Genomic DNA, 24,525 nt, shown 5'->3' on the forward strand with positions numbered 1-24,525 from the left:
CCCGCTGTTCGACGGCGAGCAAAGCGTGTCGCCCGTCGAGTATTTCTACACCGGCGTGCCGACCGGTTCGGTGAACCTGCCGGGCGACATGGCCAGCCCCGTGGCGGCCATCGCCCGTCTTGACGACGGCAGCAGCCAGCTGCTCTACGCGGTAACCGGCGGCAGCTTCGACAAGGTCGACAGCCAGGGCCGCGTTGCCCGCGTCACCAGTAACGCCGCGCGCTTGCTGGTTGCCGATATCAGTGATCCGGTGCACCCGGTTATCGTCAACCGCGACTTCGCCGGCCAGCTCAAACCGTTCCACTACGAAGCACCGAACGGCCTGGGCAGCACCGGCTTTGTCGACCTGGCGATCAACGACCACCAGCTGTTCGCCGCTGGCGGCAAGAAGCTGCTGCAATTCGACCTGACCCTGCCAGCCGAACCGAACAAGCTGGCCGAACTCGAGCTGGCCAGCGACATCACCGCCCTGGCCAGCCGCGATGATCTGCTCTACGTCGGCAGCAAAGAAGGCGTGCGCCAATACCGCATTACCAGCGAACTGAAACTGGTCGACCTGGGCCTGATCAGCGCCACCCAACTGGGCGGTGCGCCGGGTCGTCTGCGCCTGAACGGTTCCAGCCTGTGGCTGACCCTGCCGGCCCAGCGCCAACTGCTGGAAGTGGAACTGGCCAGCGGCGAATTCCGCGTGCTGCGCCGCGTCGCCGCCCGCGATAAGGCCGGCAATGCCTTTACGCCGGAAGACCTGCTGATCAGCAGCCAGGGCTTGATGGTGTCCAGCGGCGAAAGCGCCACGGTGCAGCTGTTCGCGCTGGACAGCGAGAGCAACGCCACGCCGGTGGCCGATCTCAAACTCACGTATCTGGTCAGCCGCGGCAGCCTGTTCGCCGGTCAACTGCAACTGGCCGGGCAAACCCTTTACGTGGCCGGTGGCCAAGGCGATGTGCAGCTGTTCGACGTGTCGTCGTGGCTCAATGGCCGTACTCAGGAAACCATTGGCCTGCGCGACTATTTCAGCGTGGTCGGCAACGTCAACAGCCTGTCGCTGGGCAGCCAGGCGTTGTACGCCGGCAGCGCCTTCGTTTACATCGACGGCACGCCTGCAGAGAACCCGCTGCCAAGTCTCGACGCCGCCAGTTACCTGGGCGGTAGCCTCAACACCCTGGCGTACCAGACGCTGACCATTCTCAGCCAGCAGCCGCAGCCCTCTGGCCGCCTGGCCAAAGACGCCGGCATTGAAGTGCAATTCAACCGCCTGCTCGACAACGCGCAGCTGCGCGACCAGGGCAACCAGCTGGTGCAACTGCTGCTCGACGGTGCGCCGGTGCCGAGCCAGGTGGCGCAAGTGGGCGTTGGCCGTCTGGTGTTGCGTCCGACCGCCGCGCTGCAAAGCGGCAAGCAGTATCAGGTCAACCTGAGCGGCGACCTGCGCGACCAGCAAGGCAAAAACCTGGGCGCCGATTACCGCTTTGGCTTCGTCAGCGACGACCAACTGCAACCGGAGCTGGTGAGCATTTCGCCGCGGCAGGCGAGCTGGCGCGGCGGTACCGAAATCAGCCTGAGTGGCCACGACTTCAGCACCACCGCCACCATCGAAGTGGGCGGTCAGCGTGTGGCGGCCGGCGACATTCTGTACCGCGACGACAGCCTGATTCGCTTCCGCCTGCCGGGTCTGCTGGCCAGCCCGGACAGCAACCGTCCGGTCGGCGTGCGCCTGCAACAAGGCCAGCAGTCGCTGTTCCGGGGCGCGGCAATTACCTATGTGGCCGATCCGCGTATCGACCAGGTTGGTCTGTACGACCGCCTGAGCGGCAGCCTGGCGGCGCAGAGCAAACGCTTTATCTACAACGCCGGCGAAGTGATTGGCGTACAAGGTCGCGGCTTCGGCGAAGCCACGGTGGTGCGGGTGAATGGCCGGCAGGTCGCCCAGGTGCGCCTGGAGCGTGCGGACCTGCTGAGCTTCAGCGTGCCGCAAGATCACCTCGGCCCGCTGTTGGTGGAAGTCAGCAACCTCGGCTTTAGCGGTGACGTGGCCAGCGACGCGAGCCTGCGCATTGAATTGCCGGTGCAAAAACAACTGAACAACGTGGCGTTCTACCGCCGCGCCGGCGACCTGTTGCTCACCGCCAATGGCCGTGACGTGCAGCTTTCCAGCCTGCGCGATGGCAGCACGCCGCAGCTGCTGGCCAAGTGGCAAGCCGCTGGCGAATTGCGCGACATCGCCCTGAGCGACAGCTACGCCGCGCTGCTGGGCAGCAACGCGCAGGTGCAGGTGTTCGACCTCAGCAACCTGTACGCGCCACAAGCGCTGCCGGCCTTGACCAACACCCGTCAGATTGATTTCCAGAGCGTGCGCCTGGCGGCCGATGTGCTGCTGCTCAAAGCCGGCAACCGTGTATTCCAGGGCCAGGTGCAAGGGCCTGAATTGCGTGAGCTGACGCTGGAAAATCCGGCTGGCCTGGTGGACATCGCCCTCGATTCGCGCGCCGCTTACCTGCTCTTCGGGGACCGTCTGGAAGTGCGCAGCGCCCGTGACGGCAGCCAGTTGCTTGGCACCCACAGCCATGGCCTGAGCACCGTCAAACGCCTGTGGCTCGATGGCAGCCGTGTTTACCTGCAAGGCGGCGACACCCTGCAAGTGCTGCAACGCGCGGCGCTGTTGCGCGGCCGTGGCGAGCCGGTGCTCGGCGAATTCGACCTGCCGAGCCGTATCAGCCAACTGACGGCACAAGGCGAGTTGCTGGCCTGGCTGGACGCTGGCCGCGTGCAAGTGTTCGACCTCGATCTCGACGCCCAGCGTCAGCTCAGCGCCCGTGAAGTGGCGAGCCTGGCCGTCGGCAGCACGGAAGTCGGCAGCCTGGCGCAGCTGGAATTGCATGGCGACCTGCTGGAATGGCGCAACGCCGGTAACTACCTCAACGCCGCCATCCCGCTGAACAACACCTGGGCGCTGAACCCAGACACCCTGGCCGTTGCCGATGAACCGGTGGGCCTGCGCTTTACCGGCGCCGACTACGCCTGGCGCGAAGCACAACTGGCCGTTACCGGTCTGGCCGGCGACACAGTGGCCACCAGCACCCAGGTGCTGGGCCGTGAACTGCGCGCCATCAGCCAACAAGCCGCTTACCAGCCGGCCGGTCTGTATCGCCTGCAAGTCAGCCAGGCGCCGCTGGACTGGCTCAAAGGCGCTGAAGTGCACATCGACCTGCCGTGGCTGGTGGATGCCGTGGACTTCTTCGGCGCCGCGCAAGTGCGCCTCGATGGTCTGCAACCGAACCGCAGCGTTACCGGCGTGGCCCGTACCTACGTGCTGCGCGGCCGTCAGCTGAACTTGATCGACGAACTGCAGGTGGGCGAGCGCGTGCTCGGCCGCGAGCAGCTGCAAGTGAACGCTGCCGGCGACCAGTTGAGCTTCAGCCTGCAAATGGACCAGGCCGGTCTGTACAGCGTGAACGTGCGCTTCGGCCAGCAGCGCGCAGTCTTGCCGACGGCGTTGTCGGTGGTGACACCGCTGGCCATCGACAGCGTGGTGTCGGCACATGTGCAGGGCCAGGTCGTTAGCGATGCTGGCGGCACGCCGATTACCGTGCAGGCTCAGGGCCTGTCGGAAGGCTTGAGCGTGCATTGGTTCCCGGCCGGCCAGGGCATCATCCCAAGCGCCAGCAACAAAGTGCCGTTCACCCTCGGCGACAACGTGCTGAACTTCGTCACCCCGCGCAGCCAGCCGGGCTGGCAGTACCAGATTGCAGTAGTGCGCGAAGCCAGCGGCGAGCGCGTGGACAGCGCCGCCGGCCAATGGCTGACCGCTATCGACGACACCGCGCCAAGCGTGCGCCTGATCAGCGCCCTGGGTGCCTCGCAAGCGCTGGTGCTGGAAGCCGACGAGCCGCTGAACGTGCAGGGCTTCAGCGTCAGCAAAGTGTTCAAGGACTACGACACCCACGCCCAGCCAAGCGAAGACATCAGCAGCCGCTTTGGTGCCGTGATCCGTCAGGGCAATCGCCTGGAACTGCGCCTGCGCGCCGACGCCGTGTTGGAAGCCAACGCCCTCTATCAAGTGACCCTGACCGGCGTTCGCGACGCGGCCGGCAACGTGGCCCGCGACAACACCCTGATTCAGGCCGGCACCTACAGCGGCAGCTACCAGGCCGAAGACCGCCTGGCGCCGCGTCAGGATTCGCTGGCTGTGAACATTGGCGGCCAGCCGCTGACCGCCGCCACCCAACTGAAACTCGGCAGCCGTTACGCCCTGAGCGTCAGCGCCGTGGACAACGTGCAGGCCAGCGACAAACTGGGCTTTGCCTATCGCGTGTCGGCCGACGGCGGCCAGACCTGGAAAACCGACTGGATCAGCATCCAGAAAGGCCAGTTCAACCTCGACATCCAAGGCCAATACCAAGGCTTCGCCCTGCTGCTGCGCGCCAGTGACGGCCGCAACACCAGCGAGCGCCGTTTCGATGCGCAAGTGAGCGCGCCCGACCTCACCCTCGGCCAGTTCAGCACCGTGCCGACGCCGGTTGAAGAGAGCACGCCAGCCGACCTGCGCTTCCAGATTGTGGGCGACCTTGACCTGGTACGCAGCGCCGAAATTCGCGTGCTCGACGGCCGTTACGCCGCCGCCAGCTTCGATCGCAGCACCGGTTTGGTCAGCCTCAACTACCTGCACCCACGCTTGAGCGAACTGCCAGGCGCACCAAAAGACCAAGCCAGCCTCACCGCCGAACTGCGCGTGGGCTTTGGCCTCACCGGCCAGGAAAGCTACCGCTACTTCCCGGTTAGCTACGACTTGCTCAGCGACCGCACGCCACCGCAGTTGTCGATCATCGCGCCGCTGGATGGCGAGTTCGTGCCGCGTGGTGAAGTGACCGAGGTGCTGCTGCGCAGCTACGACCGCTACGGCATCGACCAGGTTGAAGCGTGCATCAACAGCCAGGCGCCGGACGTATTCAGCGATGCCGCCGCCTGCCAGCGCCTCACCGACCCGAACCGTCTGCGTGTGCCGGTAGCCAGCGATGCCACGCAGCCGCTGCGTATCGTTGCCCGCGCCATCGACCTCAACGGCCTGGCCAGCGCGCCGGCTACCGTCACGCTGCAACCGTATGACAGCCAGATCGGCGCGCCGGAGCTGGGCTTCCTGGTGCCTGCTGACGGTCAGCACGTGCAAGCCGGCGAAACCGTGCCGGTGCGTGTGCGGCTACGCAAACTGGAACAGGCCACGCTGTACCTCGACATTGCCGGCGACCCGCAGAACGCGAGCAACCCAGCCCCACGCAGCATCAGCCGCACGGCTACGGGCGACGAAGTGATCGAGCTCAGCGTACCGATGCCAGCTGTGGCCGCCGATGGCGTACTGGTGCTGCGCCTGCAAGCCACCTGGCAGGGGCAGACCCTGCGCAGCCAGCGCATTCTCAACCTGCATGCCGACACCGGCATCAGCGAAGAAATCGGCGTCGAGCTGCAACCGTCCGCCACCTTGCTGGCCGGCTCGCAGCTGTGGCTGCAAGTGCCGCCTCCGGCGACCATGGGCGACTTCAACAGCACCTCACAGCTGAACCTGTTCGATCCAAGCGATGCCACCAGCCCGGCCGTGCTGCCGTTCAGCGCCGCGCGCCAGGTGTGGAACAGCCGCTTGCAAGGCACCGCGCTGCGCCTGGACGCTGTGCTGCGTGATCGTTCCGGCCACGAGAAAAACGCCAGCCGCAGCCTGGAAAAACTCGCCTACCTGCAAGCCGAAAACCGTCGCGACGCGATCGACACCGGCTACCGCGCCAGCTTCCTGACCGCGTTGCCGGGCCATGTCGAAGGCGCGGTATGGGCCGAAAACCAGCAGCGCGACGGCTACCGCATTCGCACCCTCGATGGCCTGGTGGAAAGTCGCGACAGCGGCCAGATTCGCCAGCTCACCTACACCGGCGCGCTGCTCGCCGCTCAGGTACGCCGCGACGGTCAGGATTACTTGCGCGTCTGGCGCTGGCAGGCCAACGCCTGGCAGACCGGCACCGAGCAAGCCATTGCCGGCACCCTGCTGGGCGGCAGCGGCGAACTGCTGTTCGTCCGTCATGGCCAGCAAGTGGGCGCCTATTCCGTGGGCAGCGCGGGCTTCGCCGATGTAATTGGCGTGAGCTTCAGCGATGAAATTCGCCAGGTTCAGGTCGACGGTCAGCGCTTGGTAGTGCTCACCAACAAAGGCCTGGAATGGCTGCAACTGGACGACAGCAACCTGCCGCAACTGGTGCGCAGCGCCCGCGTGACACTGGCCGACCGTACGGGCTTCGCCCTGCAAGGCGAGCGCCTGCTGAGCTGGACCGCCACGCAAGTCAGCAGCCAGACCGTCAGCGGCGACACCCTCGGCGCGGCCACCGTATTGCCAGTGGGTGGCGCGGTCAGCCAGGTGCTCTTCGACGGCGAGCTGAGCTGGCTGAACGTACGCGAAGACCTCTACGGCAACGCCTGGCAAGCCTGGCGCGGCACCGAGCGCGTCGGCGCCTTGAGCAACGAGCGCGAGGCCATGGCCTTTGTGGCCGGTCGCCTGATTTCCCTGCAACAGCGCGACGACATCCAGCAACTGGCGGTCGAGCCGCTGGCCGTCGCCGCACCGTCGCGCGCCGCACTCACTGCCAAGGCCGTGCGCCTGCCGTTCGGCGTGTTGGTCGGTGGGTTGCCGGCCGCTGCCGAGGCGGCGCTGGGCGGCGCTGACGTCAGCTTCCGCGACAGCCAGGGCCAACTGCTGGCGGCGCAGCCGTATGTGTATCAAGGCGAGCTGGACAGCTACCTGGCGCAACCGTTTGCCAAAGGCCGCGCGTGGATCGTGGCGAGCAGCGCCACCCAGCTCCAGCTGAACCTCAACGATCACGCCGGCAACCAGCAGCTCGACCTGACTGTGGCCGCCAACACCGCCCAAACCGCCAGCCTGAGCCCGGACGACGGTGCGCTGCTGACCGCTGGCGCCCGCCTGCCATTGGCCGCGCACTTTGCAGCCGGCAGTGACGGTTCCGCGTCCGGCCTGAGCGCCAACGGCGAAGCACAACGCGCCGTCACCGGCCTGCGCCACAGTTTCCATTGGCTGAGCCTGCCGAGCACCGACACCGCCAGCCTGCAATGGCAAGACGCCGCCGGTAGCCGCGCCGTCAATTTACTCACCCAAGCCAACCAGCCGGGCGCTAGCCTGACCCTGAGCGGCGCCGGCAATAACCAGATTTTCGCTGAAGGCAGCACGCTCAACCTCGGCTACCAAGTGGGTGAAGTGCCGGCGTGGGTCGAGGTGCAACTGCTCAGCTTCAACGGCCAGCCGCTGCAACGCCTGCTGATCGCCGGCCAGCAAGGCCAGTTCAGCCTGCGTCTGCCGCAAGTCAGCGTGCAGGAAAGTTTCAGCCTGCGCGCCCGTGCCTACTTCGGCGGCGACTTCCACTTCAGCGAGCAGCAACTGAACTTGCGCGTGGCGCCGGCCCAGCAGTTGCCGCAACCGGTGCTGAGCGGCCTGCCGAGCGTGCTGTACGCCGGCAGCCAGGTTGAGCTGCGCCTCAGCGGCGTCGATGCCGCGCGTTATCGCCTGAGCCTGGAAGCCCTGAACGGCAGCGACCAGTTGCTCGCCAGCGGCAGTGACAGCCTCAGCCTACGCCTGCCAGCCAATCTGAAAGAGCTGCGCGTGCGCGCGCTGATCAACGACGAACTGGGCAACCAGCAAGAGCAGCGCTGGAGCGCGCCGGTGATTGACGCCTGGCACCTGCAAAGCGATGCCGTGCGCGTGCCGTTCGACGTGCTGTTGCCGCAAGTGGGCGGTTACTGGCTGGCGCGCGGTGCCGACTTGCATGACGCCCAAGGCTTGCGTCAGCGCCTGGGAGGCGACATCGCCGCCATGAATTACCTGCAGCAATACCTGCTGCTTAGCGTTAAAGGCTTCGGCCTGACCCTGCTCGACCCAACCGACGGCCTGCAAACCGCCGGCACCGTCGCCGTTGCCGCACCGCTGCAACACCTGGCCGTGCAGGGCGAACGCATACTCGCTGCCAGCGCCCGTGACCTCTACTGGTTCGACGCCCTCGGCAATCAACTGAAAGCTGCCGGCACCCAGACCGTTAGCGCCGAAGTGCGCGGCCTGCTCGCCGATGGCGACGGCTTCCTGGTGCTCACCAGCGGCCAACTGCTGCGCCTGTCCGCCAGCGGCCAGACCCTCGCCACCTTTACCGGCGAAGGCCTGCTCAACGTGGTGCGCGCCGGTGACCACCTGCAGGTGCTGGATAACGCCGGCCGCCTGTGGCGCCTGGACGCCAGCCTGAAAGGCAGCGCCACACAGATCGGCGCGGGTGCCAAGCGCCTGTTCGCTCTGCCAGGTCAAGTGCTGGCGCTGTCGCCGCAACGCATCCAACTGATCGACACCGCCACCCAACAGCGCGTCGGCAACTGGTCGCTGGTGGCCGCCTCGGTCGACGCCGCGCAGTGGGCCGGCGGCAAGCTGTGGCTCGGCGGCAGCGAAGGCCAGGTGCTGAACCCGGTTCGCGGCAGCGACGGTTTCGTCAGCCTGTATGACAGCCGCAGCGCCACGACGCCAACCCGTGGCAGCGTAGAGAGCCTGGCCCTGCGCGACGGCCAGTTGCTGGTGGCCGCCGATAACTTCGGCGCCCAGGTGTTGCGTCAGGACGCCGCCGGCACCTGGCAATCCAGCCTCTACCCGGAAACCGCCTTTACCCGAGCAGCCAGCAAAGTGGCAGCCGCCGGCAACACCTGGTTTGTGCTGCAAGACCAGCAGCAACAAGTGCAGGCCCTGAACCGCAGCACCCTGGCCGCGCGCACCGTGTTTACCGGCATTTCCGCCAGCGACCTGGCGGTGTCCAGCGATTACCTGATCGTCGCCAGCGGCGGCAGCCTGCAGCTGGCGTCCCTGAGCAACCTGGACAGCAAACGCAGCCTGTCGATCACCGCTCAAGAGAACCTGCGTCAGCTTTCCGCCCGTGGCCAACAAGCCGCCGTGCTCAGCGAAAGCGGCCGCGTGTTCCTCGTTGACCTGCGCAGCGACGCGCAGCAGCCAGTGAGTGAACTGAGCGGGCAACTGGGCGGCGAAGTGCGTCAGTTGGCGTTCAATGGCGACACCCTGTTCTATCTGCTCGGCGACAGCGCCTGGCGCTACGACCTGCGCAGCCAGCAACGCAGCCAACTACTCACCGGCGCCACCGTCAGCCAGCTCTATCTGGCCGGCAACCTGCTGTGGCTGGAACAACCGCAAACCCAGGGTGTGCGCCTGGATGCCATCGAGCCCGGCACCGGCGCCGTTGTCGCCAACAGCACCTTGCTGCTGGCCCAGCGCACCACCGCCCTCAGCGTGGAAAACAACCGCCTGGCCGTCGGCCAAGGCACCCAGGGCGTGCAGCTGTTCCAACTGCCCTACGGCCTGGGCGCTGCCGATGCCGCCGTACTGTCGCCACTGGCCAGCAGCCGCCTAATTCCGGCGCAAGCGCTGCCAATCGGCCTGAACACCGAGGCCCTGCGTGGCGCCGCCTTCAGCATCAACGGCCAGCCAGTCGGCGCGCTGAAGCAAGGCCTGACCACCACCAGCCTGCGCCTGCCCGCCAGCCTGCCGGGCGGCCAAGGCTTTGCCCTGACCCTGCGCACCGAAGACGTCTACGGCGTGCTGCGCGAATCCACTGCCCGCGACCTGTTCCTGATGCCAGGCGACGGCGTGGCCAACCCGTTCAGCGTCAGCCTCACCGCCGACGAACATTCCTGGCTGCCTGTGCCATTGGCCGTCAGCGCGCAAATTACCGACAGCCAACAGCCGCTGGCGCAAGTGGAATTCCTGCTCTCGGCCAACGTCAATGGCCCATGGCAACGCCTAGCAGTGCGCAAAGCCGAACCGTTCCAAGCCAGCGTGGCACTGGACACCAGCTTCAGCGGCCAGTACCTCAAAGCCCGCGCCGTCGATGTATTCGGCAACAGCGCCGAGTCGGCCGCCAAACGCTTCTACCGTCACCAAGACAACAAAGCGCCGACCGTAACCCTGGGCTACGAAGGCAGCGCCGTCTTTATCGACAGCAAGAAAGCCGTGCGTGGCTACCCGTTCACCGTCAAAGCGCAAATGGCCGACACCGACGGCGCCCTCGACAAAGCCACCCTGCTGCGCAACGGCCAAGTGGTTGCCGTGGCCTTCGGCAAAAACCAACTCACCTACCAGGACGCCGCCAGCGCCGTGGGCGAGCAGGTGTACAACATTGAAGTGCGCGATCAGGCGGGCAATGCCAGCAGTGCTGAGTTGCGGGTGACGGTGATTGAGGATGGGTTTGCTGAAATTACCGCCGTGTCTGTGCCGGAAGAAATAATTGAACGCAGCAGCTTCAACGTGACGGTGACGGCGAAAGATGACGTCGGCCTGAAGGCGGTGGATCTGGTTTGGAATGGTTTTACCGATCACTACGATGTGAGTGGTTTGGCTATTAACGGCCGCGGCTTTACGGTGCAGGACAAGCGTACCGAGCGTCTGAGCGCCAGCCTGTCGCTGCCATTCAAAGTTCGCGTTACGGATAGCCGCGGGCAGGTCAGTGAATTATCGAAACCGTTGCGTGTCGTTCGGGACCAAGCGCCGAACTTGCTCGCTCTGAAAGTCGGTCTGCCGGCCTATGGCTCATACGGAGGGCTGGTGCGCCTGGAACTAGCCGATCTGAACGCGCTCGATGACACGCCTGGCTTGGTGCTGCGGGTACTACAACGCGTGGGAGATGTGCGTCAGGAACTGCTCAGCTGCGTTCCTGGCACCTACAGCCTTTTCCGTTGCAGTGGTAGTACCAGTGAATATGGCTACAGCATCGGCCGCGACTTGCGCATGCCTGACGCAGCGCTGCCTGAGGACAGATTCCGGATTCAGGTTGAGCTTACCGACCGCATAGGCCAACAAGTGCTGAGCCAGGAATACAGCGTGGCGCTGACCCAGTCGCCAAATCAGCTGATCTTCCCGTCCACTCAGGGTGCCGACAACCCGGCCACCGTAACCGTCCTGTCGTCGGCGCTTTATCGCGTGCGGGTGCTCGACGCGGCAGCCCGTCCAGTGCCCCAGCAACCTGTGCAGTGGCGCCTGCGTCGCCTTAGCGATGGTTATGTTTCAAGCCTTGGTACTACTTCCAGCGATGCCAGCGGTTACGCAACCTGGCCGTTGTCTACCCGGCTTCTCACCGGTGATTACCAGCTATGGGCCGACCTGCCGCAATTCAGTCAGATTGCCCGCGCCGAGAAAAATTTCAACGTGCAGGCCGGCCCTACAAACAGTCTGTTGCTGAGCTATCTGCCTGCCATGGCGGCCGGAAGTGCGGCAAGCCTTAGCATTCAGGCGCAGGACGAAATGTCCAACAACGTCAGTAATGATCAGAGCAGCACGCTGCAACTAACCCTGCCGGCTAGCGACTTCCACGTGTTGCCAGGCAGCGGCATCCAGATATCGCCCACCAGCTACAACGGCCAAACCGTGGAGTCAGTGCGCGTCACTCTCAAAGAGGGCCGTGCCCAGCTCAGTCTCCAAGCTGGGCAAAGTGCTGGGCGCTTTAACGTCCCGCTGGTTAGCAGCAAAGCCATTCGCTATGTCTTCAACAATGCAGGCGGCATCACCTGCTGCGTGAGCGCCTTGACGCTTGATGTGCTCCCGGCTTCGGCAAGTCACCTGCGTTTGCTTAACGAGCAGGGACGGGTGCAAACCGCCGGTGATGTCCTGTCGCGTGGCGTGAAGCAAGATGTTCGCCTGCAGGTGATGCTGCAGGATCGATTCGGCAACCGTATCAACCAGCTTGACGGTGCGCCTGCGAATCTCAGCGTTCAAGCCAAGGTTAGCGGCTCGGCGGCCATCAATGGTCAGGCTGGTCAGGCGACTGTTGATGTTGTGCAGGGCCAGGCTTGGTTGGCGGTCAGCAATCTGACTTACGAAGAAGTCGTTGTCAGCCTGAGCGGTCCGGTAGCAGCCTCGCCGCAGTTGAATCTGGATAGCCAATTCCGGATCAAGTTCACCGTGCAGGCCCCGGAAATTACTAGCAGCGTGATTGAGGCACGCGCTGGCTTGCCACTGCGCGCTGTGTTCAATTACGACGAGCCGGTGCGTCTGGAAAGTGGAACCGCCATCACTCTGCGCGAAGGCAACAACCTGCTCAGCGGCATTGCTACGTTGAGCAATGGCGGCCGGACCTTGAATTTCGCTGCACAGCCGGAACTGCAGTTGGGTCATTGCTACAGCTTCGATACTAGGGACTCAGGTCTGCGTGGCGTGGCGCTAAATGACGCAGTGCGCGAGCAGGGCGCAGAGCTGTGTGCACCCGATGCGATGTTCACAGTGTCTGGCCCCGTGATGTTGTTGGCGGCAGGGCAGCGTTACCAGGTACCCCTTTCCAAGGCAGACACCATTTCCTGGTCGGCGGTAAGCAACGCACGCGCCCAGCTCGGTGGCAGCGACCAAGGCTTTAACTGGTTTTACAGTCCGCTGCACAACATCTACGTGCCCAGCATTTTCACGCAGCCAAATAACACTATCGCCGACGGTGCGTTACTGCCGTTGGTTCTGACCGCCACGTTGCCAGGCGCTGCTGGAAAAGCCTTGGTAGTGGGCAATACGTTGGACATTCAGATATTCGATCCGCTGGCCGATTTCGACGGGGACGGTCTGCGCAACAGGCTGGAACTGGAGACAACGGGCCTCAATCCCACGCTGCGTGATAGCGACAAAAATGGGATCGAAGATGGCCTGGAAGACCTCGACGGGGATGGTCTCAACAATCTAGAAGAACAGACCGCAGGCACCAAGCTTCGTGTGGCGGACACAGACGAGGACGGCCTTTCCGACGGCTCAGAAGTGCGCACGCATAAAACCGATCCGTTAGCGCGAGATACCGATGGCGATGGCCTTACCGACGGGCAGGAAGTCAGCAATATTCCAGCCTCGTCCCCGTTGAAGAAAGACACCGACGGTGACGGTATTCAGGACAACGTCGAGTTAGCACTTGGCCTGAACCCAAGCGATATCACCGACGGCGCTCTTGACCAAGACAACGATGGCTTGAGCAACAGCCGTGAGGTGCTGCTGGGTACAACGATCAACAATCCCGATACCGACGGCGATACGCTCAAGGATGGTTACGAGGTCGATCAGCTGCGCACTAACCCGTTGAAGAAAGATACCGACGGTGATGGGTTGCGCGATGACGAAGACAGCGAGCCATTGGTCAAGGACGCTCAGGCGCCAACCGTGACGCTGCTAAACCCGGCGCCGGGCAAGCAGCTCATTAAAGGCCTCAACCTGGTCATCACGCCAAAGGTCGAAGATAACGGTCGGGTGACCAAGGTCTCGGTATTGCTCAATGGCGCACAGATCGCGGTCCTGACCAGCACGCCGTTCACCTACGCCATGACGTTGCCTGCCGATGCGGACAGCCTGCGCCTCGAACTGCTGGCGTTCGACACCAATAACAACCAGGGCACCAGCGGCGAGCACACCTATGCGTTGGTAAGCGACCCGTTGACGACCGTGGTTGGCAAAGTGTTGGACGGCAGCGGCCAACCGGTTGCCAATGCCCAGGTTGAAACGCTGGGCGTGAGCAGTACGACGCAGAGCGACGGTAACTTTGTTATCACTGGCGTGCCCGTTGCTCCGGGGCATCTACAGGTGATCGTCAACGGCAAATTGGGCACATTGCCGGCCACTGCGCTTTCCGCCGATGTTGAACCGGTATGGGGCGGCACCACGGATGTGGGCACCGTCGTGCTGGTCTCGCAAACGGTGCGCGTTGGCTATTTCAACTCGAGCACCGGCTCGGGTACTGCCTCGCAGCGGAAAATCATCGAACGCGCCGGTTTCGTTCCGGTCCAGGTCACCAATCTCGCGACGCTGGACATGAGTTCGATCGAGATGCTGATGGTCGACAGCTCGCGCACTTACTATGGCAACGCCCCGTACTCAAACTACCGGGAAAGGGTGTTCACCTTTGTTGAAAACGGCGGCGTGCTGATTTTTAACGAAGAACACAACAACACCGCCGACCTAGCCGATTTGCCGGGCCAACCAGCTATCGAGTCGGTTTGGACCGGCGGTTATCAGCGGCAGACCCCAGACTATCGTTGGTCTGAATTGAGCGAGGGCAAGGCTGGTTCGTGGTGGCAGTACCGCTACAACACTTACGGCGGCCTCTCGTACATGCGCCGTGAGACCTTGGGTCAGAACCTGGTTCCGCTGACCTACGCTGGCGAACTTCGCGAGAAGCGTGTCACGGCCGTTCGATACGCCTATGGCCAGGGCCAGGTGTATTTCGGTTACCAGCCGACTTATGGCTATCGCCCGGGCGACAACGACCCTCTGTTTACGATTCAGCAACCTAACATCTTGTTGATGATGCGTGACCTCGTGCTCAAGGACAGCGACAACGACGGGCTCAAAGATCTTTATGAGTACGCGAACGGCACCAGCGCATTCACGCCGGACCGCGACGGCGACGGCTTGCTCGATGGTTTCGAGGTCAAATACGGATTCAACCCGTTGGTGGCAGGGGAGCAGGACGCCGATAGCGATAACGACGGCCTGAGCAATTTGCGCGAGCAGGAGCTAGGCACGCATCCGCTTCAACGCGATAGCGATGAAGACAGCCTTAACGACGGCGTCGAAATCGAGCGTTACAACACTGATCCCCTGCGCGAGGACACTGATTTTGACGGCGTTCGTGATGAGGCCGAAGTTAAAAGCTTCCGCTCCAACCCCCGTAAAGCCGACAGCGATGACGACGGACTAGACGATTACGAGGAAATCTATAGCTACGGTTCGAACCCCGTTAAGGCCGACAGCGATAACGACGGCTTGTCCGACTTCATCGAAATCAAAGGACCGTACGAGGACATTCTCAATCCGAATGACAAGGCCGATGCCGAGCAGGATTACGACCAAGATGGCCTAAGCAACAAGCGCGAGCTCTTGGAAACGCTGACCAATCCGAAGGTTAAAGACACCGATGGCGATGGTTTGAGCGACGGGGCTGAAGTGCTGTCAGGTCTCAACCCGCTCGACAAGGATATGGACAAGGATGGCTTGCCGGACGGCGATGATGCCGAGCCAGAAGTAAAAGACGTGCTCGCACCTGAAGTTGCTCTGGTTTCCCCATCAGCCGGCAATTCCTTAGTGCATGGCCAGCAGCTACGCCTGAAAGCTACGGCAACCGATAACGGACGCGTTGCCGAAGTGACCTTCTACGTTGACGGGGAACTCAGCGCGACCTTCGCCAAAGGACCTTATGAGCAGATTGTTGTTGTGCCTGAGCAGGGCAATGAGCTGACGGTGGAGGTGGTCGCTCGCGATACCAATGGTAATGAGAGCCGCACTTCGATTCAGCGTTTCAGTATCGGTATCGATTCCGGAACGCAGATCAGCGGTCGTGTTGTCGACGGCAACGGCAAGCCGGTGGTGGGCGCTACGGTGCAATTGCTGAGTGCATCCGATTCTGGGTCGGTCGTTCCGGTGAGCTACAGCTTCGACCAGACACCGCACCCTGAATACGCCGATAACACCGGAACGCAGTTAATCGACGACCAGATTGGACGCGCCGGTTACCACCTCGACCTTGGTCAGGGCCTGTCTTATGAGTGGCTTGGCTGGAACCGCAGCCTAGTCAATGTTGACTTCGATTTTGGCGCTGTTACGTCCATTGGAGGAGTCAAGGTTGGCGCCACACAGGAATCCGCCTACAACGTCACCCTGCCGTCGGTGGAGGTGTTTGAACGTGTTGGCGATAACTGGCGCAGCGTGGGTAGCCTTCTGGTGCCGGCCAGCTCCTCCAACGATCAAAGCAATACTTCGATGGAGCCCCATCGCTGGCTGGAACTCGCCGGGCTTAACGTCAATAGCCGGTATGTTCGCGTAGTGCTCAAAGGTAATGCCAACTGGATTTTTGTCGACGAGATTGATTTTGTTCGCGGATCAACATTGGCCGGTGCCAATACCACCACCGACAACGACGGCCGTTACGTACTTAACGCGTCGACAACGCTTTTGGAGCCACAGGTTAAAGCGACGGCCGAGTTCGGCAAGCAATCCGCGTCTGCCTTGAGCCCGGTATTTGTAGCCGTACGTGGTGGCAATACCGCTCTCGCCGACCTTGTCCTTGCGGCTCAGGGACGCCGCGCTCTGAACCCGGTTGAAAGCCGCCATCTGGCCTATGACAGCCGCGGCACAACGGGCGTTTACTCCATCGATAACCAATACACGTGGAATTTTTATACCGATAACGGACAAATAAATAGCGGCACAAACGCCACCTTTAGCAACGCCGGATATTTGATGGTGAACGGCAGCTATTACGCTAATAACTGGCCGCGTGAATTCCTGGTGCGCCAAAACGGTCGCGAAATACTATTGCCTGCGGTGACGATGGGACCGCTGCAGGTTAGTCGCAAGGTCTACGTGCCAGAAGACCAGGCGTACGCCCGTTACATTGAGCTGCTCGAGAACGTCACGGACCAGCCGGTTACCGTGCCGGTACGACTCTTCGGCAACTTCAATGGTGCACGAAGCATTACGGCAACTTCCTCGGGTGATGTGCTGGTCAGTGCGGCAGACCGTTATCTGGTGTCTGACGACGCCGCCGACAATGGCGGTCGGCCGGCGGCCGGTATGTTGTTTGGTTCGCTGGTGGCGCCGGTACAACCTGGGCGAGTGGAGAGCGACGCTAACAGCTACACAATTTGGTTCGACGTGACCGTGCCGGCGCACGGCCGCAAAGCACTTCTGCATTACGCGGTACAAAACGACAGCCGTGCTGAGGCCAAAAATATTCTCGAAGCGCTATCGGTGGACGGTTACCAAGAGCCGAATCTAACCGTCGAGGAGCACCGCGATATCGTCAATTGGTCCACGTTGGTCGATACCGATCTGGATGGCGTCGCCGATATTGACGAAGTGCTGATGGGCCTTGATCCGCTTAAAGCCGATAGCGACAACGATGGCCTAAAGGATGGCTTCGAACGCCGTTTTGGCTTCGACCCTAACGTCGATGACGGTCAGGCTGCGTTGGATAGCGATGGCGATGGTTTGAGCAATCTGCAGGAGCAAGAAGCCGGTACGAATCCGCGTCAAAGCGACTCCGATGAGGACGGTTTGAGTGACGGGGATGAGGTGTCTCTCCATCACAGCAACCCGTTGAGTCCGGACAGCGATTTGGACGGCCTGCTAGATGCGGATGAAATCGTCCTGGGTACCAATCCAAGCCTTGCTGATACAGACGGCGATGGTCTGAACGACTATGCCGAAATCAATACGTATAAAACCGATCCAAAACTGGCTGACAGTGATCAGGACGGCATGTCGGACAAGTTTGAGGTTGATTACAACCTGCTGGAAGCTTTGCCAACGGATGACGGCGACAACGACGGCCTCACAAACCTGGAAGAGTTCCTGGCAGGCACCGCGCCGAACAATCCTGACTTCGATAACGACGGCTTGCTGGATGGTTGGGAAGTCAAAGGCAGCCCATCTAGCGATCCGCTGAAGGTCGATACCGATGGTGGTCTGCGCCGTGATATGAACGAACGCTTCGTCGATGGCACTGATCCGAAAATCGCGAGCGATGATCGCGCTAACACCTATGGCTATCACACGCACTCTGACGTAAACGGGCGTTCTTGGACGATCTCTTCCAACGGTCAAGTGGCCGGCGCGACGGGCAATGCTGTTCCATGGAATGGCGCGTTCAACCTGTACGTTAATGATGAGGCCTACAGCTACCGCTTCGACGACGCCGCAACGTCAGCCAATGGTCGCGAATACCATTACGAAGCACGGCGTATTAACAATCTCGTGGTAAGTCGCCGGGTGTTGGTGCCGAGCTCCGGTGGCTCGTACGTGCGTTACTTGGAAATCATCGACAATCCAACCGCACAGGAGCAGGTCGCCCATGTCCGCCTGCAGTCGATGTATGGCGCCAATTACGATTACCAGGTGGCGGCGATTACGAGCAGCGGTGACGGACAGCTGACCACCGATGACGACTATCTGGCATTGCGAGACGTGGCCACACCAAGCCGTCCGGTGCTGTTGCATGTGCTGGCAGGCGATTCGCAACGGCGTCAGGGCACTAGCTATACCTCGTATTACGGTCGCAATTGGTCGGCTCAGTACGAAGTGAAAGTTCCAGCGGGCGAGCGTCGAGTAATCATGCACTTCGCCACCATGGAAGGCTCCACTGATGCGGCGATGGCCAACGGTGCCAAGCTGCGCGGGCTTAAGGGCATGGGGCTGGACAACCTGGATCCGACGCTGGCCGGTAAGGTTGTGAACTTCTTTGCCTTCTACGACCAGGACGGTGACGGCCTGAGCGATGTTGAGGAGGTCCGGCTGGGTACGGGCGTCAACAATCCAGACACAGATGGCGACGGTATTCCAGACGGTAAGGACAGCGAGCCGCTGGTGCCCGACACCACCGCACCGAATATCAGCTTCGAGACGCTGCCGGTGGCTCGTCACTTCGCTGGTAAGCCGCTGGACGTTACCGCCTTGGTCAACGACAACGGCATCGTTAAGCAAGTCGAGCTGCTGCAGGATGGTGTGTTGCGCGAGACCCGTTTTACCGGCGGTCGTCAGACGTTCACCGTGATGCTGCCAAACGCCGCAAACACCTTGCTGCAAATACGCGCCACCGATAGCCACAACAATATGCGCTCGGTCGAGCTGCAGGTTGCCATGGACGACGTCCCGGCCCTGAGCTTCAGTGGTCAGGTCGTCGATAAGTTGGGGCAACCGGTAGCCGGTGCTAGCGTGCACGTGAAAGACGTGCAAGGTGTCACGGATGCCGATGGCCGTTACAGCCTGAGCGGTGTGGTGACTTCCGACTCGCATGTAGCGGTAACGGCCTCTGCTGTATTCGGTGCGCAACGCATGACCGCCAAGGTGCAGGCCGAGGTACCGGGCGATAGCGTTGCAGTCAGCGTACCGGCGCTCGTGCTTCAAGCCGAAGGCCGCAAAGCGTCGGGGCTGATCAGCGACAGCGAACTGAGCTATGAAGGCGATACGCCGCTTCCTGTAGAGCTGGTTGGCAACGGGTATCTATGGGACGTCCAAGGCGATGGACATATCGGCTACGGTACAAATGGCGCCTATAACAATGGCCAGAGCTTGTCGCTTAACTGGTATGGGACGGGTTGGTCGGATCGCGGCAAGCTGCGGCTCAACGGTCGTGAAGTGACGCTGCCAATGCAGAATGTCAACAATGGTCTGCTCGCCAGCCGCAAGGTGTATGTGCCGGAAGACCAGAGCTATGCGCGGTTCCTAGAGTTGATTGAGAACTCCACCGACGATGAAATGACAGTGACGGTGCAGCTACAGGGCCGACTTGGCTCTGGCAGTGCGACACGGATCATTAACTCGTCGTCTGGCGATAACAGCTTTGAGACCGGCGACTACTACGTGCTGACCGACGACGAACAAGACGGCGGGCAGATTCCGGCCATGGGTCACTTGTTCGATGGTGCGGGCTCAAGTACCAAGCCGAGCCAGGTGTGGTTGGGTGACGGTCAGTACAACGTGACGTTCCAGCTCACGCTCGCCGCTCATAGTCGTCAGGTGCTGATGCATTACGCTGTGCAGAACGACAGTCGAGCCGAAGTCCAACGCGTGTTGGACATGCTCAGTTCGCCAAGCTTCGTCGAAGCGGGTCTCACCGATGAGGAGCATGAGCAACTGGTCAATTGGCAACAGAAGGTCGACAGCGATAATGACGGCTTGCCGGATGCTGAGGAGATTCCGTTGGGCCTGGATCCACAAAACGGAGACTGGGACAACGACGGCGTGCCGGATGGTCAGGATGACGAACCGAAAATCGCCGACAAAATCGCCCCCGAGATTGCCTTCGGTAGTCTCGAAGGCCCGTTCTGGGCTGGTGAAAGCGCTTACATCGAGGCGTCGGTCTATGACAACGGCCGTCTAACCAGCGTTGAGTTGTGGCAGGACGGTGTGCGAGTTGAACACGGTGAAGTGGGCGGAAACCTCGGTTACGAGATCAACCTGCCGGTGAGTGTTGAACGCACTGAACTGGAAATTCGTGCGACCGACAGCAACGGCAACAGCAGTAGCCTAAAAACTGAATTGGTGGTGAAGCCATCACCAGTCAGCCGTTTCACCGGTCGCGTGGTCAACCTGCTGGGCCGCCCGGTTGCCGGTGTCGAGGTACGGATACGTGCCGACCAAACGGGCGAGAGCTACAGCCAAGAGCGGGTCTACACCGATGCCGATGGCCGCTTTGAAACAGGCGCGTTCGATCCTCGTCTCTCGGATTCGTGGAGCGTGCTGGCGAGCAAGGATGTGCTTGGTGAGCCGGTTTCCTACGAATGGTCGGTGTCTGTTAGTGAGCGCGGTGAAACCGATGCCGGTGAGGTGCAGCTGATCGTTGATGACAGCTACATCCTGCCAATGGATGTGCAGGGCACTGCCTATTACGGCGAGAACGTTAACTTCAGCGGTACGTTGCCATCTGACTTCGCCTTGGGCCGCAAGCAAGTCTCGGTGTACTCGCAAGAGCATCGAGTAACAATCGGAGAGGTTGAGATCGCGCCGCTGCGCTACAACCTCACGACCGATGACCCCACTCGCAGCTTCTATGTCGATCAGCAAGCGGACCGTTGGGTCTTCTCATGGACCGGATGGCGGCCTGTATATGCCGGAAGCCAGACGCGGCCGCTTATCGATATGCAGGTGATTGTCCACCGAGATGGTCGTATCGAAGTGCGTTACTACTCACTGTCCAATGAGGGTTGGTATCAGTCAGAGAGCGCGTTCCGCGTAGGCCAGTATTACTACGGCGAATATGTGGACTTCAGCGAAATGAACGGGCGCCTCATCCCTCGTGATCGCCAAATGTATGAAACGTTCTACAGCCGCCCGGATCTCGCTGGAACCGCGTTCACCTACGTACCGGTAGGCAATACGTACAAGGTGCAAGTAAGCCGCTTGCCGGGCCGTGTGGACAGTGACGCTGATGGTCTAACCGACTTGAACGAAACCCTGTTGGGTACCGACCCAAACAAGCCGGACACCGACGGCGACCTGCTTTGGGATGGCTTTGAGCTGTACAGCGATTTCGATCCGCTGACAGCCGAGCCGGGTATTGCCCAGCAAGATCCGGACGGTGACGGGCTCACCAATCTGGAAGAGCAGCAGTACGGCGCTGATCCACGGGTGCCAGACACCGACGGTGACGGGCTTACGGATGGTGCCGAAGTGCATGAGCACCACAGCGATCCAACGAAGGCAGACGGCGATGGAGATGGTCTGAGCGATGTTGATGAGGTTGCGCGCGGCACCGACCCCCTGAAGGCGGACACTGATGGCGACGGCTTGCTGGACCGTGAAGAAATTTATAACGTCGGTACGGATCCGCTGAAGGCCGATTCCAACGAAAATGGGCTGTCGGACTACTTCGAATGGCAGTACGGGGTGCATAACCCCGATGAAGACAACGACAGCGACGGCCTGAGCAATCTTGAAGAGTTCCAGGCGGGCACTAACCCGTCGCGAATCGACACTGATGACGATGGCATGCCGGACAAATTCGAAGTCACAACCTTCGGCGGCGCATCAGCACGAACTTTTGACAGCGATGGCGGTGGTCGTGGCGACGGCGATGAGCTGTATGTAGACGGCACTGATCCGGCGGACAAGCGTGATGACGTGGCGCAGCTGCGTGACAGCAGCGTAACCGTGCCAACGGAAGCTGGCCCACTGGTAACGTTCAAGCGCGATGGTCGGATTAACTTTGCTGAACCGGGTACCGACCAGCGCGTTCTCTTGAACGAAGGCCTGGCGCTAGAGAATTACGCCTTCAACGATTACGACGGCGGTAGCGGGACGCGTGCCGCATCACTGCAAACGGCGGACGTTCAAGGACGTGGTCTTACTCAGGTAGCAGGTGAAACTCTCTGGCGCACCCCTTTGCAGGCCGTCAGCACGTCACTGGCAATTAGCCGCGAGTATTACGTGCCGACCTCGGGCCGCGGTTTTGTGCGGGTATTGGACCGCTTCTTCAACCTCAGCAACGAACCTCTGACCATCGAAACACGGCTGTCAAATAACCGCGTCTATAGCAACAACAATTACAGCCAGGTCACCTCAAGCGGGGACAACCGTTTGGCCACAGATGATGGTTGGATTCGTATGTACGCAACGCCTAATGAAGGTGACGAGCTATCTGCGCTGAGCTTGTTGAATGTGTTTGCCGATGCTAGCGGACGCAAGTCGTTGAGCGCTGACATGCTCTACAGCGAGCCGTACAGCCAATGGACCGTCGGCTACTACTTCCCGATTCCCGCCAATGACCACCGCGTGGTAATGAACTTCATCGCCTTGGAAAACCGCGACAGCCCGCTAGGGAATACTGCGACAGTTCTTCAGGGCCTGAAGGAGAATGCTTTGTATGGCGTCTCCGCCGACGACCGCGCACGTCTGGTGAACTTCACCGCGTGTGCTGACGCCGACAAGGACCTGTTGTGCGACCGCGACGAGGCGGCAGCCGGCACTCAAAGCAATAACCCCGATACCGACAGCGACCGTTTCAACGACGAGCTGGAATTGCGCCTGGGCAGCGACCCGACCGACAAGTCCGTCACGCCATCGTTTGCGCTTTACAGCTTGCGCGACGTGGGTGAAGAAACCGCTCTGTCGAGCCAAGCCGGATTCGCCGGTAGCCAGATTGAGCTGAAACGTTTCGAACCGCTGGCGGCGCTCGATTTCGACGGCAGCGGTGACCTGATACTTGCCAATGCCAGCACGGAAAACTTCGCGTTTATGCAGTTTGATCCTGTGACACTGACGCTTGGGCGTTCCTTGGGAAGCTATTCGCTCGAAACCGCAGTCCTAGACAGCGCGATGGTTGCCTCGCAGCCAGTGCGCTTGCACCTAATTGATCGGTACGTGGGCACCAGCGAAATCGGCATCCCAACCCTCAGCGTGATCAGCGGCGATTGGGAACAAAGCATCCTACTGGAGGAAACTGCCGCACTGGCCTGCGGCACCGGCTTGACCGAGTGGAACGGCGCGGCGCTGTTGCTCAACGACTGCGCCTTGAGCACCCATTCGGCGAGCTCCGACGCGCGCCTGGCAACGTTGAAGTTCTCCACCGACTTCGCCACCCAACCCAAAGTCCTGGCCCTCGACGCCGCCCCGCAAATTAACGCCGTCTTAGCCCTAATCGAAGACACCCTCGACGGCATCCCCCGTCGCAGCCTCGGCCTGATCGATATGAAAACCGGCAACGTCACGCGCCTGAGCGCCATGCCGACCAATGCGAAAGGGCTGGCGGTGAAGTTTAAAGATTTCCAGAATGAACCAAAGTGGCCCTTTGAGGTCCCGCAGACCTGATTTGTGAGCCAGTTCACGCCCCCTTGCGTGGCTGCCCTGTATATCGCACACCGCGATAAATGGAATTTGACCTTACACAATGGTGATTTGAATGAAGCAGTTCCAACGCCTGGTCCTCGTGACTGCTGTAGTGGCCGTGGCTTTGACTGGATGTGATTCGGGTGGCGATTCGATTGCCGAAGTGAACGGCAAGCCGGTGACGCAGGAGCGCTTCGATGCGTACCTGAAGTTCAAGCGCGTGCCCACGCAAAATGCCGAGTTGGTGAACCGTGAGCTGGATGAATATCTGGAGCGCGAGGGACTGGCTGGGCAGATTGAAGAACAGAAGCTGTTGCCTGCCGAGCAGGTGGAAGCCGAGGTGGCTGAGTTCCGTAAGCAGATGCTGATCGGCCGCTATTTTGAGGAGTTCCTGAAAGAGCGTGTGACGGATGAGGCGGTGCGTAATTACTACGCCACTAACCCTGATCAGTTCCAGGCCAAGAAAATTCATGTCGCCCACATTCTGGTGCGCACCAATCCGGGCTTGAGCGAGTCGGAGCGCCAGGCGCTGCTGACCAAAGCCAGCGCCATCTATACCAAGGCCAATTCCCAGGAAGATTTCACTGCCTTGGCCAAGGAGTATTCCGAAGACCAGCTCTCTGCCCAGCACGGCGGTGATCTCGGCTGGTTGCAGGAAGGCGCGATTGACCCGGCGTTCAGCACACGCATTTTCGCCATGAAAGCGGGCGAGTTGTCGGAGCCGGTGGTTACCCCGTTTGGCTTCCATATCGTCAAGGTGTTGGAAGGCCCGCAGGTGATCAAGCAGCCGTTCGAAAGCGTGGCGGGCGACATTCGCTATCGCCTGCGCCAGGAGGCCAAAGCCGCCGAGCTGGAGCGCTTGAAAGCTGCCGCGAAAATCGAGAAGAAAGACGCACCTGAAGCGCCGAAAGCCGCTGAAGCCGACAAGCCAGCAGGTGAAAACCGTGCATCCAGCTAAGTACGCCGGCGCCGCTCTGGCGCTTGCCGTGCTGCTGGCCGGCTGTAACGACGACAGCAAACAGGCACTCAGCGATGTGCCGGTTGAGCCGTCGGCCACGCTGGTGACCGTGGATAAAACCCCGATCACCCGCGCCCAGCTGGAGCTGACCATCGAGCGAACGCTCGGCGAGTCGGCGCCGTTGTATGCCAACGAAGAAGTGGAA

General features: G+C 61.4%; 3 protein-coding genes (1 of these 3 running past the window's edge). All 3 read left to right on the forward strand.

The window, feature by feature from the left end; all coding sequences use genetic code 11:
• A protein-coding gene (locus ACZZ0Q_RS23680) for an Ig-like domain-containing protein (RefSeq protein WP_463560984.1) crosses the window boundary here: on the forward strand, window positions 1-23,344 show its 3' portion. 19,403 nt of this gene lie to the left of the window's left edge; the window shows 23,344 of its 42,747 coding nt (coding positions 19,404-42,747); its start codon lies off the left edge, out of view; it ends in the stop codon at window positions 23,342-23,344.
• 91 nt (window positions 23,345-23,435) lie between these two features.
• The gene (locus ACZZ0Q_RS23685; protein WP_463384262.1) at window positions 23,436-24,320 is read left to right on the forward strand and encodes a peptidylprolyl isomerase; all 885 of its coding nucleotides are present in this window, start codon (window positions 23,436-23,438) and stop codon (window positions 24,318-24,320) included.
• Window positions 24,307-24,525: hypothetical protein (locus ACZZ0Q_RS23690; RefSeq protein ID WP_463560986.1), on the forward strand; the 219-nt coding region annotated here is incomplete at its 3' end. The genes ACZZ0Q_RS23685 and ACZZ0Q_RS23690, both read left to right, overlap by 14 nt.

The sequence above is a fragment of the Pseudomonas sp. AC070 genome (genome assembly GCF_979258635.1).